10 protein-coding genes are annotated in these 13,902 nt (G+C 72.1%); 5 read left to right on the top strand and 5 right to left on the bottom strand.

Features of this window, described 5'->3' with window-relative positions:
* Positions 1–9: 9 nt before the first annotated feature.
* Positions 10–921 carry a L,D-transpeptidase gene (locus GUI43_RS16440; protein WP_112699177.1) on the bottom strand — a complete coding sequence of 304 codons (912 nt, stop codon included), beginning with the start codon at positions 919–921 and terminating at the stop codon, positions 10–12.
* A 75-nt stretch (positions 922–996) separates the two neighbouring features.
* Complete coding sequence (locus tag GUI43_RS16435; protein ID WP_112699176.1) at positions 997–2,442, bottom strand: alpha-amylase; 1,446 nt, start codon at positions 2,440–2,442, stop codon at positions 997–999.
* A gap of 272 nt (positions 2,443–2,714) precedes the next feature.
* Between GUI43_RS16435 and GUI43_RS16430 the strand changes: the two genes are divergently transcribed.
* The 5 genes from GUI43_RS16430 (at position 2,715) to GUI43_RS16410 (ending at position 10,689) form a co-directional block, all read left to right on the top strand.
* On the top strand, positions 2,715–4,364 hold the full coding sequence (locus tag GUI43_RS16430; protein ID WP_225855442.1) for a ferric reductase-like transmembrane domain-containing protein: 1,650 nt from the start codon (positions 2,715–2,717) through the stop codon (positions 4,362–4,364).
* Entirely contained in the window at positions 4,364–5,827 is a 1,464-nt protein-coding gene (locus tag GUI43_RS16425; protein WP_181518437.1) for an NADH-quinone oxidoreductase subunit NuoF family protein, read from the top strand. Before GUI43_RS16430 ends, GUI43_RS16425 begins: the two co-directional genes overlap by 1 nt.
* 51 nt (positions 5,828–5,878) lie before the next feature.
* Positions 5,879–6,502, top strand: a complete 624-nt coding sequence (locus GUI43_RS16420; RefSeq protein WP_112699227.1) for a TlpA family protein disulfide reductase — start codon at positions 5,879–5,881, stop codon at positions 6,500–6,502.
* Positions 6,499–7,395 carry a cytochrome c biogenesis CcdA family protein gene (locus tag GUI43_RS16415; RefSeq protein ID WP_225855378.1) on the top strand — a complete coding sequence of 299 codons (897 nt, stop codon included), beginning with the start codon at positions 6,499–6,501 and terminating at the stop codon, positions 7,393–7,395. Before GUI43_RS16420 ends, GUI43_RS16415 begins: the two co-directional genes overlap by 4 nt.
* Positions 7,396–7,542: 147 nt before the next feature.
* On the top strand, positions 7,543–10,689 hold the full coding sequence (locus GUI43_RS16410; protein WP_112699175.1) for a discoidin domain-containing protein: 3,147 nt from the start codon (positions 7,543–7,545) through the stop codon (positions 10,687–10,689).
* A gap of 151 nt (positions 10,690–10,840) precedes the next feature.
* On the opposite strand, the gene serS is transcribed toward GUI43_RS16410, so the two are convergent.
* From serS to GUI43_RS16395, 3 genes are all read right to left on the bottom strand, one after another.
* Complete coding sequence (serS, locus tag GUI43_RS16405; protein WP_091409200.1) at positions 10,841–12,127, bottom strand: serine--tRNA ligase; 1,287 nt, start codon at positions 12,125–12,127, stop codon at positions 10,841–10,843.
* 97 nt (positions 12,128–12,224) lie between these two features.
* Entirely contained in the window at positions 12,225–13,307 is a 1,083-nt protein-coding gene (locus GUI43_RS16400; protein WP_112582562.1) for a DNA polymerase III subunit beta family protein, read from the bottom strand.
* Positions 13,308–13,353: 46 nt separating this feature from the next.
* A partial coding sequence (locus GUI43_RS16395; protein ID WP_502322462.1) for a saccharopine dehydrogenase family protein occupies positions 13,354–13,902 on the bottom strand: 549 nt, incomplete at its 5' end.

Here is a 13,902-nt window from a genome sequence, read left to right as displayed (position 1 = left end):
GGCCGGTGCTCAGGCGGTCGGCGGTGGGGCGGCCAGTTGGTCGACCACGACGACGCTACTGCCGGGACGAACCTCGGCGAGCAGTTCCCGCTGACCGCTGCGGGTCAGCCGGATGCAGCCGTTCGTGGTGTTCTCGCCCAGCTCGCCGTCGTGGTACCAGGTGTGCACCCCGATGTGCGCGCCGCGCAGCCCGGACGGCACCGACTCCGGGTCGTCGGGCACCGAACCGAGGGCGTAGATGTCCACCCCGCCGTAGACCTCCTCCGGCGGTGGGGTGCGGCCCAGGATGAAGGTCCGCCCCAGTGGGGTCTCCTGGCCCGACTGGCCGAGGCTGACCTTCCAGGAGCGCACCGCCTTGCCTGCCCGGTACCAGGTGAGTCGGTGGACCTTGCGTTCCACCACGATCTGGTCGCGCAGCGGCACCGTCTCGAACCCGCCGGGCGGCAGCCAGGCGAGCCGTCGGTTGGCCGAGGGCAGCAGGACGGCCGTCCAGCCGGCACGCCGCTGGGCGATCGGCATGGTCAGCTCGACACCGCTGATTGTCGGTTCGAGGAAGGCGCGCGGCCGACCGCCGGGCGCGTCGTACGCGGCGATCCGTCTGGTCGGGTGCACGCCGTCGGTGAGCGGTGTGACGTCCATGGTGTTCGGGTCGGCGGGGAACCCTCCGGGTGCGGGGTCGTAGTCGACCACCGGCAACCCGTGCGGGGCGGGCGCGGCCGGGGGGATCGACTCCTCCGGGCTCTGCTCCACACTGCTCGGAGTGGGGTCGGCTACCACCACGTTGCGGTCGTCGGGGGCCGTCGAGCTCGGGGTGAGGGCCTGGCCGACCAGCAGCGCGGTCACCAGCAGCGCGGGTACGCCGATCGCGGCGGCCACCCAGACGCCGCGACGACGGTACGGAGTCTTTCGGTCAAACGGCACGAAACCACTCTATGGTGGCGGATGCCTCGGGGCCCCCGGTTCGGCGAGACCCGCCGTCCGGAGGCCCCGGTCGAATCAGATTCGTGCGCCGATGTGGATGGCCACGGCGTCGTGCGCCGGCACGTTCGCCGCGAACCAGCCGCTACCGTCCACCGTGATCACCGGTCCGCTGCACGTGCCGCCCGCATAGGTGCCGTGGATGACGTCGCAGTATTGACCGGCGGGCAGCCCCGTGTAGTAGGAGCGGCCGTTCACCGCGGCGTCCTCGTCGTTGACGGTGATGAAGCCCTTGCCGCTGCGGCTGAACGCGATGTGGTTGTTGCCGTTGTCGTACCAGTTGGCCACGCCGGCGCCCTCTGTGGCGTTGCGGAAGCCGACCATGTTGGCGATCACCGGCCAGCGGTGTTCGCACTCCCAGCCGGAGTAGCAGGTGGCGTTGAGTGTCTTGTTGGCGCCGTCCGACGGCGGGCCGGCGTCCCGGTTGCTGAAGGTGTAGCTGGACATGACGGTCGGGGAGCCGTACGGCCAGGCCAGCATGAAGGCGTTCGCCAGCGCGTAGATGCCCCGGTCGCGGTAGGTCAGCACCCCACCGGAGTCGCGCTGGGTGTCGTGGTTGTCCACGAACACCGAGGCCGGGCCGGTGGGCAGGTGTCCCCAGCCCTCGCCGAAGTTGCGCAGGTACGCCAACCGCTCGGAGCGGAACACCCGGGCCAGGTCCTTGCCGTAGCGGAACTCGTGCACGTCACCGTTGCCGGTGTACTCGGTCGGCTGGACCGGCTCGCCGGCGCCGTGGATGACCTCCTGCACGATGTACGCGGAGCGGGACAACTTGCCCCTGATGGCGGCGATGTCGGCGGCCGGCATGTGCTTGCTGGCGTCCAACCGGAAGCCGTCGACGCCAAGCGAGAGCAGGTCGTTGAGGTACGAGGCGATCTTCGTGCGGACGTAGTCCGACTCGGTCCTCAGGTCGGAGAGGTTGACCAGCTCGCAGTTCTGCACCTCGTACCGGTCGTTGTAGTTGGCGATGTCGTCGCCGCCGTTGCGCCCGCAGTGGTGGAAGTCCTGGGTCTGGTAGATGCCCGGGTAGTCGTAGTGCGAGTAGGACGAGCCGGCCCAGCCGGTGCCGCCGTTGTCCTGACCGGACATGTGGTTGATCACCGCGTCGACGATCACCTTGACCCCGGCCGCGTGGCAGGTGTTCACCATCGACTGGAACTGGGCCCGGGTGCCCTTGCGGGACTCGATCCGATAGCTGACCGGCTGGTACGCCAGCCACCACTGGTTGCCCCGCACGTGCTCCTGCGGGGGCGAGACCTGCACGTAGCCGTAGCCCTTCGGGCCGAGGGTGCTCTGGCACTCGCTGGCCACCGAGGGCCAGTTCCACTCGAAGAGCTGGACGATGACCTTCTTGCCGCCGGACGGGGCGGCGACGGCCGGGGGTGCCGTCACGGCGGTGGGGACGAGCAGGCTGGCGATCAGGCCGAGGGCGAGGAGCGCCGAGCCGCGTCGACGTCGGTGCATGGGGACTCCTGACGGGAGCGGGGGTGGTGGTGCCGTGGGGGAGTGCCGGGCTGCCGGAATCTTGCAAGCCTGGCTGAAATTTGCTGAAAGGTTACAAGCGTGTTGCGGCGACTGTCAATGCATGGACATTCGTCACTGTCCAGATCGGTGGGTGGGGGCGGGTACAACGCACGGCCGCGCCCCTCGGTTCGATTCCGGCCCAGAAATTTCTGTCGGCGGGTGATCCGCGCGCCCCGCCGGTCCGTACTGGATGGGGGAGCAGGGGTCGGCCGGTGGTACGCCGCCGCGAGACGATCGAGGAGCAGATGGCCCGGGCACAGCAGGACAAGAAGACGGCGACGGTCCGGACCAGCGCCAGCAGTCGGGGGGTGCGAACCCCGTCGCGGTCGGCGAGCGCCCTGCTGATCGCGTCGGTGCTCGCCGCGCTCTGGGCGGCGATCATGTTGACCGGAGCCGGTCAGACGGCGTACGCGTACGGCTTCTTCTTCACCGAGTTCTTCGCCGGGGTGGTCTCCCTGGTGGCGTTGAGCCTCACCGTGATGCTCGGCCTGCTCGCCACCGACCGGCTGGTGCTGCGCATTTCGCACCGGGTGCTGATGCAGTCGGCGCACCGGGCCACCGGCGTGCTGGGCGTGGCCGGGCTCGGCTTCCACGTCCTCACCAAGGTCGCCACCGGGCGGGCGGCGGCGACCGACGCGCTGGTGCCGTTCGTCGGCGGCCGGGGGCTCTACGTCGGGCTCGGCACGGTGGCCGCGCTGCTGATGGTCAGCGTGATCTGGACCGGCATCATCAGGGCCCGCTTCGCCGGCGTCGGTCCGAAGTGGCTGTGGCGCACGCTGCACTCCACCGCGTACCTGGCCTGGCCGTTCGCTGTCTTTCACGGCCTCAACGCCGGTCGGGCCGCAGCGCCGTGGGTGATGTTCAGCTACCTCGGCTGCATTTTGCTGGTGGTGCTTGCCTTGCTGGTCCGGTTCTCGGTCACCATCGGTCGGCGCAGCCGCGAGCAGCACCAGGCCGCGGTGCGCAACGCGGTGATGGCCGGCCGGGCCGAGGAGGCGAAGACCGCCCGATCGCTGCTGGCCGGGTTGGGTCGGCGCAGCAAGGCCGCCGACAAGCGTCCCGCCTGGGCGGAGACCACCACCGCCACCTGGGCCGCGCCGGCCGCGCGACGTGACCCGGAACGGTTCACCGTCCCGGTGGTGCCCGAGCCCGGTTCCCTCGTCGAGCCGACCCGGCCCAGCCGGCGTCGGCGGGAGGAGGAGCCAGCGGCCCGCCGCGACACCGAACGGTCCACGCGCAGCCGGCGGGCCGAGGAGACCACTACGAGCCGATCGGCCCGCCGCAGCGTGGAGGACACCGGCACCTTCCGACGCGACGAGGAGGAGCTGGAGCAGCCGGTGACCCGGCGGCGCGGCTCCCGCACCCGCGACGAGGCAGTGCCGAACGGCCGGCGACGCGCCGACGAGCAGACCTCTGAGCGGTCCCGTCGCCGGTCCCGCAGCGAGGACGACGGCAGCCGCTACTCGGCGCCGCCGCGGTCGACCTTCGACGACGCCGAGGAGCCGTGGGACAGTCCACGCCGGTGGCAGGCCGACGAGCCCATTTCCGCCGGCCCGATCTCCGTCGAGCCGATCTCGGCCGGCCCGATCTCCAGCAGCCCGATCTCGTCGGCGCCGCGCAGCGGCAGCGGCCGGCACAGCGCCGAGGACGACCTGCCCGAGGAGCCGGACTACTGGCGCCCGCCGGCCCGGTACGTGCCGGACGAGGTGGCGCCGCCCGTCGACGACACCCCGACCCTTGTCGACCTGGCGTCCCGCCGTGCTCGACGGGCAGCCGGCGAGGGCAAGTCCAAGCGCCGCAAGGCCAGCGCCGACGCGGTGGACGGGGCGTACTGGGCCGGGCTGCGGGGTGAGGCGAAGTGATGCGCACCGCCGTGCCGCCGGTCGCCTGTGTGGGCGAACCGCGGCTCACCGCCGGCTTCGCCGAGTACGGCCGGCTCGACCTGCTCGCGCACGAGGAGGTGCACGGACCGATCGGCCCGATGGAGCCGGCGCAGCTGCTCCAGCTCGCCGAGGGGATGCAGCTCAAGGGCAAGGGCGGAGCGGGTTTCCCGTTCGCCCGGAAACTGCGCGCGGTGCTGGAGTCCTGCGAGCGGCAGGACCTCGCCGCAGTGGTGGTGGTCAACGCCACCGAGGGGGAGCCGGCCAGCTGGAAGGACAAGGTGCTGCTGACCCGCGCCCCGCACCTGATCCTGGACGGGGCGGCGCTGGCCGCGTACGCGCTGGACGCCGACGAGATCGTGATCGGCGTGGCGGACGACGGGGTTGGCCGGGACTCGCTGATGGAGGCCCTCGACGAGCGCCGGATGCCGGTGCAGACGACCATCGTCACAGTGCCGCACCGGTTCATCTCCGGCGAGGGCGGCGCACTGGTCAACGGGATCAACGGGCTGCCGCACATCCCGCCGGGCACCAAGAAGCGCTCCAGCGACTCCGGGGTCAGCGGCCTGCCCACCCTGCTGTCGAACGCCGAGACGTACGCCCAGCTCGCCATAGGCGCCCGACTGGGCCCGTACGAGTACGCGGCGCTCGGCACCGACGACGAGCCGGGCACCGTGCTGCTCACAGTGACCGGCGCGGCGGGCCGACCGGCGGTGGTGGAGTGCACAGCCGGCATGCCGCTGCGCGACGTCCTCGACCTGTGCGAGGTGCCGGACGTCCAGGGCATCCTGATGGGCGGCTACCACGGCAAGTGGATCACCCCGGAGGCGGCGGAGAAGGCCGAGGTCTCCCGCAAGGGCCTGGCCGCCGTCGGCGGCACCCTCGGCGCGGGCATCATCGTCCCGCTCGGTGTCGACACCTGCCCGCTCGGTGAGGCCGCCCAGGTGGTGCGCTACCTGGCCGGCGAGTCCGCCGGCCAGTGCGGGCCGTGCAAGATGGGCCTGCCGGACCTGGCCCGCGCGGTGGACCTGGCCGTCGCCGGCAGCCAACCGGCGGACGTGGTGCGCGCCGCCGCGGGCGAGGTGAAGGGCCGGGGCGCGTGCAGCCACCCGGACGGCACCGCCCGGTTCGCGCTCTCCGCGATCGAGGTCTTCGCCGAGGACCTGCGGCTGCACAGCACCGGCGACGGCTGTGGCCGACGGGTCAAGGGCGTGATGGGGCTGCCCGGCGCACCCGACGCGAATCCGCAGAAGCTCACCCTGGACTGGTCCCGCTGCGACGGGCACGGCCTCTGCGCGCACGTCGTACCGGACTTCATCCGGCTCGACGCGAACGGATATCCCGCCTTCCCGGCCACTCCCGTGCCGACCTGGCTGCGCGAGGGCGCGTTGAAGGCGGTCAAGGTCTGCCCGGAGCTGGCTCTCCGACTGGCCAAGGCCGAATAGCGAAGCGTCAGGCCCAGCATGGGTCCCTTCCGGACCGGAACGGAGAAGCGGATGCGGATCAGCAGGGCGTGGACAGGGGTCGGGCAGCTTCGCCGTGCCGCCACCGCCGGGGCGCTCGTGGTGGCCCTGTTCGGCGTTGCCGCCTGTACTGGCACCGCACCGGGTGGGCCCGCCGCCGCCGGATCCGCACCGGCCTCGACCGGCGCCCCGCCCACGCCGGCCGACGCCCCGCCCACCCCGACCGGCGGGCCACCCGCCCCGGCCCAGGTCCCGGACGTGCTGCGCTTCACCGGGGCCACCCTCGGTGGGGCCGCGTTCGACGCGGCACAGCTCGCCGGCAAACCGGTGGTGCTGTGGTTCTGGGCGCCGTGGTGCGCCACCTGCGCCAGCCAGGCCTGGACGGTGGCCGAGATCGAACCCAGGTACCGGGACACCGTGCCGATCGTCGGCGTCGCCGGGCTGGGCGAGCGGAAGGCCATGAAGGAGTTCGTCACCGAGTTCGACCTCGGCGCGACGCCACAGATCGAGGACACCAAGGGCGCGCTCTGGAAGCGATTCAAGGTGACCGAGCAGAGCATCTTCGTGATCATTGACCGGAACGGCACTGTCGTCCATCACGGCTTCCTCGACGGTGAGGCGCTCACCGCCAAGGTCGCCGCACTGGCCGGGGCGTGACCGCCGCCCTGCTGCTCGCGCTGACCGCCGGCATGCTCGGCGCTGTCAACCCGTGCGGCTTCGCGTTGCTGCCCGCGTACCTCTCGCTGTTGGTCGCCGGGTCGGACACCCGCGGCGCGGTCGGCCGCGCGCTCACCGCGGCGGCCGGGCTGACAGTGGGGTACGTGCTGGTGTTCGGCGCGTTCGGCCTGGCGCTCGCGCCGCTGGCCGGCTGGTTGCGGCCCCGGCTGCCGTGGCTCACCGTGGCGCTCGGCGTGCTGCTGGTGGTGGCCGGCTGCTGGTTGCTCGCCGGTCGGCGGCTGCCCGCCCCCGGCTGGTCCGCCCGGGCACCCCGGCTGACCCGGTCCTGGCCGTCGATGGCGCTGTTCGGCGCGGCGTACGCGCTGGCGTCGCTCGGCTGCGCCATCGCGCCGTTCCTGGCCATCGTGGTGACCAGCCTCCAGGCCGGCTCGACCGGTCAGGGGTTGGCGCTGTTCGGTGCGTACGCCCTCGGGATGGGTCTGGTGGTCGCTGTCGCCGCGCTCGGGGTGGCGCTGCTGCGCGACGGCCTGGTGGCCCGGCTGCGCGTCGCGGGCGCGCTGGTGCCCCGCCTCAGCGGCCTGATGCTGCTGGTCGCCGGCGGCTACGTCGCCTGGTACGGCTGGTACGAGCTACGGCTGGCCGCCGGCCGCCGCGACGCCCTGCACGACCCGGTAATCCAAGCGGCGTCCCACCTACAACAAACCCTGTCCAACACCCTGGACGCCATCGGCCCGGCACTGCTCGTAGCCGCCCTGGCGGCCCTGCTGATCCTGGCAGCCCTGACCCGGGCCCGCACCCACCGCCTCCGCACCCCACCCAGCCTCGTTGATCATGAAGTTGTTGCCACGACACGCCGAGGCGACGGGCAATAACTTCATGATCAACGGCCGGAAAGTCCGGGGCTTCTTGCGGTACCGGAACCCCCGCCGGCCGAAGCCCTGAGGCAAGGATGTTGGTCTTGACATCCGGAAACGATCGTCAGAGTCTGTCTGACAACGTTGTCACACCGAAGGACCACCATGCGTATATCCGAATTCGAGTTGAGCAGGCGGCGGCTCCTCATCCTGGGCAGCGCCGTCGGCGCTGGACTCGCCGTCGCCCGACCCACCGCCACCGCCCAAGCCGCGCCAGCCGCCACCACGTCATACGCCGCGGCCACCGGCCCGGTTGCCAACACCTACCACGCGCTGCTGCTCGCCCACACCCGATGGGCCGAGGAGCAATGGGATCCGGCGATCAACGCATACCGCCTCGCGGACTTCAGGTTCGCGGTCGTCCTCGGTAACGCGGTCCTGCTCATATCGCCCGGGTACGACCCGGCGGCCGCAGGCGTCGACCGGGACACGCTCCAGGCCCGTACCGTCGCCACCATCCGCCGATTTGCGGCCACCAACCGGCTCGCCGGCGGCACCGAGTGGGGCCGACAGCTCTTCTGGGACAGCACCTTCGAGCTGTACTTCGTCCTGGCCGCCCGACTGCTGTGGTCCGAACTGGACGAGGTGACCCGCAACAACGTTGACCGCATCGCCCGCGGGCAGGCCGCGTACGCCCATTCCCTTGGCACCGGTAACGACCCGCTGAGTGGCAGTTGGACGCCGAACGGCCTCACCGGTGGCTGGATCGGTGACACCAAGCTCGAGGAGATGGGGGTTTACGCCCAGGCGATCGCGCCCGGCCTGGCCTGGGCGACTGACGACCCCGCAGCCGCGGCGTGGCGCGAGCGGTTCCTGACGTGGACGCTCAACGCCACCGGACTACCCGCAGCCGACCGTGCCAACCCCGCCGTCGTCGACGGGCGGGCGGTCGCGGACTGGAACACCGCGCACAACATCCACGACACGTTCCTCGTCGAGAATCACGGCTCCTTCGGCCCGCACTACCAGGAAGAACTGTGGCGCACTGCGGGTCGTACCGCTGCGCACTTCCTGACCGCCGGCCAACCGCTCCCCGAGGCACTCACCCGGCAGCCCAGCGCCGCCCAACTGTGGCGGACCATGCGGCTGCTGGCCAGCGATGCTGGCGAACCCTTCATGCCGATGGTCGCGGACCGCTACCACCTGTACGGCCGTGATGTCCTGCCACTCGCCTTCCTCGCGCAGGTCCAGGGCGACCGGCACGCCGCCCGGGCCGAGGCGGACCTCGCCGACCGGCTCATGCCCTACCTGAACTACCCGCCCGAGTATCGGCTCACCAAGTTCAGCGGCGAGCCGAAGTACGAGCCCGAGGCCCGGGCCGAACTCGCCATCAGTTATCTCTTCCATTCCTGGCGGGCAGCCAACGGCGGCGTGGTCGAGCCGGTCGCCAGCACCACGTTCTTCGCGGCGGCGGCGGGCACCCGGGACTTCGGGGAGCAGGCCGGGCTGACCGCCCAGCAAACCCCGACCGCCTTCGCCGCGGCGGTCAGCAAGACCGGGTACGTCTCGTTCCTGTGGGCCCCCGTCCACGACAATTGGTTGTTCGACACCCGGGCCGCCTCGCTGCTGCCGAGGCAGTCGGCGCCGGTCCTCGGCCGCACCTCCGCTGCGTACACCATGGCCCGGGACGGTCTCGACGCCACCGCCACCGTTCTACGCGTCGCCGGCGGCACCGCGGGATACGTCACGCTGCCCACCGGCACGGTCGTGTACGCCACCACCGGCATCGGTGCCGATGAGGGCGCGCTCACAGTGTTCAACCTGGACATGCCCGGTGTACCCGGGCTCACCGGCACCCGCACCTTCACCGGCGAACAGGGGTCCGTCACCCTGGCCGGACAACAGGGCCTCGGCGACGGCGGAACCGACCAGATCAGCTTTGCGCCTCGTCCAGCCAGGTACGTGCGGATGCTCGGCCGATCCCCCGTCAACCAGTACGGCTACTCGCTGTTCGCCTTCGCCGTGCTCGACGCCAGCGGGATCGACCTCGCCACCGGCCGGCCCACCACGGCCTCGTCCGCCGACCCCGCCTACCCCGCACCGAACGCGACCGACGGCAACTCCGGCACCCGCTGGGCGGTCGCCCGGGAGGAACGCGGCCGCGCGGACAGTTGGCTCGCTGTCGACCTGGGCGAGTCCGTCGACATCAGCGGCGTACGCCTGGACTGGGAGGCCGCGTACGGCACCCGGTACGTCATCCAGACCTCTCTGGACGGCGCCAACTGGAGCGACGCGGCGGTCGTGCCGGACAGCCCGACCATCGCCGGCTCCTGGCTGGACGTCGACGGACGAGCGGGTCTGGTAGTCCACAACGGCCAGAATCCGATCACCGTGACCGCCACCACCGTCACCCTGTCCAGCGGACCGGCCACCGGCAGCACTCGGCTGATCATCGAGGGGTACACGGGCGCGAGCAGGTCAGCCCTGGCCGCCGCGGCGTCTCGAACCCTGCCCGATGGCGGTCCGGAGGCGTTGCGGGTGAGTGACGCGGACGGATACCTGAGCCTGTTCAACCTGTCCGACGACGACATCACGACGGCGGCCGTCACAGTGTCGCAGCACGCCACGCTGCGGCTGTACCACGGAAGCCAGGTCACCGGATCCGGGACCACCAGCTACCAGGTCGACCTTGCCGCCGCCACCGCACGCGTCGAGCCGCCGCGGTTCACCGCGACCGCGGTACGACCGGCGAAGTCGATTCCCGCCGGTACCCGGTTCGACGTCACCGACTCGCACCACCTCCGAATCACCGCACCCGCCGAGCACGTCGTGATGGTGCAGCTGGAGTCCGCGGCCGGCGGTGCGCGACGGCGGGTGACGGTACCCGCTGGACGCAGCCGGGACGTCGCGTTCGCGGGCGGGACGGTGACGCCAACCAGCGACCTGGCCCGGTCTCGGACGACCTACCCGACGTCACCGCTGCCGGCTGGCATGACCGACCCGTCGGCCGCCGTCGACGGCGACCCGGGTACCGCCTGGCAACCCGGCCCGACCGGCCGATTGGTGATCGACCTCGGATCGCTCCAGGATCTGGCATCGGTCCGCCTGACCTGGACTCCCGGTCGGCGGCGGCCGATCACCGTAGCCACCTCTGCCGACGGGCTCGGCTACGTAGCGGTCGCCTCGGTCCCGAAGCCGCGACCCGAGACCACCATCTCGACCAGGTCCTCCGGGCGGTACGTGGCGATCGCGGTCGCCGACTGGCAGCCCGGTGACGCCCGACTGACCCACGCGGAGGTGTTCGGTGCCTGAACCGGCACCGCACGTCCGCGCCGGAGCCGGAGCAGCTCAGCGTCGGGATTGACCACGGTGTCACACTCGTGGCCGAGTGGACGGCGGCGGGACTGGTGCGAAGGCATCAGTCCCGCCGCCGTCGACCAGGTGCGGGGAGCGTGTCCTCCAGCTAGCGCAGCGGGGTCAGGCGGTCGGTGCCCAGGCGGTCCTGGAGGACCTTGGGGACCAGGACGCTGCCGTCGGCCTGCTGGTACTGCTCCAGGATGGCCGGGAAGAGCCGGCTGGTGGCCAGCGCCGACCCGTTGAGGGTGTGCACGAAGCGCGTCTGCTTGCCGCCCGGCTCGCGGTAACGGATGGCCGCCCGACGAGCCTGGTAGTCGCCGGCCCAGGAGACCGACGACACCTCCTTGTACTTGCCGGTGCTCGGCATCCACACCTCGATGTCGAGGGTCTTCTTCATCGAGGCGCTGGCGTCACCGGCCGAGAGCAGCGTGCGTTGGTAGTGCAGGCCCAGCCCCTCGACCAGGCTCTCGGCGTGGGCGAGCATCTCCTCCAGCGCCGCGTCGGCCTGCTCCGGCAGGGTGAACTGGAAGATCTCCACCTTGTTGAACTGGTGCCCCCGCACCGTGCCGCGCTCGTCCGAGTGCGAGCCGGCCGACTCCCGCCGGTAGCACGGGGTGTACGCGAACGCCTTCAGCGGCAGCTTCGGGGTCTCCAGGATCTCGTCCTGGTACGCGCCGAGGATCGCCGTCTCCGACGTGGGCAGCAGGAACTGGCCGCGCGGGGCGGACGCCGAGTCCAGGTGGTAGACGTCGTCGTAGAACTTGGGGAACTGCCCGGCGGCGAAGCCGGCCGAATCCAGCAGCAGGTGCGGCGGGAGCAGGAACTCGTAGCCGGCCTTGATGTGCTGGTCGACGAAGTAGTTGAGCAGCGCCCACTCCAGCCGGGCGCCGACCCCGGTGTACATCCAGAAACCGGACCCACCGAGCTTGACCCCGCGCTCGTAGTCGACCAGGCCCAACGCGCGGCTCAGCTCCACGTGGTCGCGGACCTTCTCGATCACCGGTGGCTCGCCGAAGGTCTTCACCACCCGGTTGGCTTCCTTGCCGCCGGCCACGACGTCGTCGCTGGGCAGGTTGGGCAGCTCACTCATCGCGTCGCGTAGCCGGGCCTGCACCTCGTCGAGCTGGGACTCCAGCTCGGCGAGCTGCTTACGCTCCGCCTCCGGCGCGGCGGCCTGCGGCTCCTCGCCGGCCCGCTTCGCCTGCGCGTACGCCCGGGCCTCGGCCTTGCGGCGCTGCCGCTCAGCGTCGATCTCCGTGATCAGGGCGCGGCGTTCCTGGTCGAGCCGCTGGATCTCGTCCAGGGCACGGGTGACCTCGGCGGGATCCAGACGCTTCGCCAGCGCGGTCGCCACCGCCTCGCGATCCTTCCGGATCAACTCCATGTCGAGCATGCTGCTCCGTACGCCTCCGTCCGGGGTTCACAGGTGAACCACCAGATGCTACCGTCGCGGGCTTTTCCTCCCCGGACGGGGAGTGCTGGCCGCCGACTCAGAGCCGGATCGGCATGAGCACCGAGTAGGTGTCCGCGTCGTCCGGTCGGCGTACGGCCAGCGGGGCGATCGGCCCGTCCAGCTCCAACACCAGTTGCGGCGCGCCGGCCGCGTTCAGCGCGTCCAGCAGGTAACCACCGTCCACCCCGACCCGCAGCGCGTCGCTGCCCAGGTCGGCGGCGGGAAGCAGCCGCAGCCCGCCCCGGTCGTCGACGCCGAGCACTGTGACCGCCCGGGTCGTGCCGTCGTGGTCGAGGGCGACAGTGGGGGCCGCCGGGTCGGCCAGCGCGGCGCGCAGCGCGGCCACGTCCACCGGGATCCGGCGCGCGGTCGGCCGCTCACCGACGGACTTGCGCAGCAGCCGGTGGTAGTCCGGGAAGTCGTACGGCAGGGCGGCGCCGGTCAGCGTCCGGTCGGCCACCCGCACCCGCAGGTCCGCGCCCGCCACGGTCAGCCGTACCGGCCAGGCGTCGGCGGTGTCGAGCAGTGGCCGGAGCTGGTCGACGAGAGCCACCGGCACGAACACCCGCACCGGCGGTCCGTCGACGTCGGCCGCGGCCCGAGCCAGCGCGAGCCGGTACCGGTCGGTGGCGACGAGCCGGACGCCGTCGGACTCCACGTCGAACAGCACGCCGGCGAGCATCGGCAGCTCCGGGTCGACGCCGACGGCGAAGCGCACCGCGTCGAGCGCGGCGGCCAGGGCGGCGGGGGAGACCAGGAGCGTGGTGGCGGTCGACGGGGCGGGGTCGACCAGGGCCCGGAGCCGGTCGGCCTCGCGGCGGGCGTCGCTGAGCCCGTCGGCCAGCCGGCGCAGGTGTGCGTCGAGCAGTTGGTGCACCACGGCCGGCTCGGCGCGTACCGCGGCGGCGATCTCCGGCACCGGCATGCCGATCCGGCGCAGCCCGGCCACCAGCCGGGCCGGGGCGATCTGCCCCTCCGTGTACCAGCGGTAGCCGGTCACCGGGTCGACCAGGGTCGGCTCCAGCACCCCCGCCGAGTCGTAGAAGCGCAGTGCGCTGACGGTCAGGCCGCTGGCCCGGGCCAGCTCGCCGATGCTGTGCAGGTCGCTCACGCTGGGCATCCTGCCCCCTCGACCCGGTTGAGGGTCAAGCCGACGGCTCCCGCGTCTACTGCTTGAGCACCCGGAAGATGAGGTCGGCCCGGACGAGCCGGTCGAGCAGCGCGTCACCCATCGCGGCGACCGGGGTGAGCTGGCCGGCGGTCGGCGGCAGGTCGTCGAGCGCCAGGCACAGCGCCGACTCGGCCAGCATCTTCGCCGTCTCGTCGTAGCCGGGGTCACCGCCGGCGACCTCGGTGACCACCCGCTGCCCGCCGCCGGTGCCGACGAACCGGACCCGGAACCAGGACGACGCTCGCTGCTGGGCGGTGGGCCCCTGCCCGGACGCGAGCCGGCCGAGCAGCCAGCGCCGGCTGGGCGGCAGCTTCACCAGCCCGATCAGCGCGCCGAGCCCTGCCGCGCCGGCCAGCACTGTGGGCAGCCGCTTCACGGCGGCGAAGTGCCGGTAGCGGAAGTCCGGGCCGTACTCCGGGCGGGCCGCGGCCGAGCGGCGGACCACCTGCGGGTCGATGGTCGGCAGTGGCACGGTCCAGACGCCCAGCTCCGCCGAGCGGGCCAGCCGGCCGGGCACCGCCCGGACCCGCCGGTCGGTGGGGCG

Source organism: Micromonospora noduli, from assembly GCF_003264365.1.
GTDB lineage: Bacteria > Actinomycetota > Actinomycetes > Mycobacteriales > Micromonosporaceae > Micromonospora > Micromonospora noduli.
This window is presented reverse-complemented; position numbering and strand designations above follow the sequence as displayed.

Coding starts and splice junctions, on each gene's coding strand:
- GUI43_RS16410 (WP_112699175.1), top strand. CDS start 7,543: ATGCGTATATCCGAATTCGAGTTGAGCAGGCGGCGGCTCCTCATCCTG.
- GUI43_RS16425 (WP_181518437.1), top strand. CDS start 4,364: ATGCGCACCGCCGTGCCGCCGGTCGCCTGTGTGGGCGAACCGCGGCTC.
- serS (WP_091409200.1), bottom strand. CDS start 12,127: ATGCTCGACATGGAGTTGATCCGGAAGGATCGCGAGGCGGTGGCGACC.
- GUI43_RS16435 (WP_112699176.1), bottom strand. CDS start 2,442: ATGCACCGACGTCGACGCGGCTCGGCGCTCCTCGCCCTCGGCCTGATC.
- GUI43_RS16420 (WP_112699227.1), top strand. CDS start 5,879: ATGCGGATCAGCAGGGCGTGGACAGGGGTCGGGCAGCTTCGCCGTGCC.
- GUI43_RS16400 (WP_112582562.1), bottom strand. CDS start 13,307: ATGCCCAGCGTGAGCGACCTGCACAGCATCGGCGAGCTGGCCCGGGCC.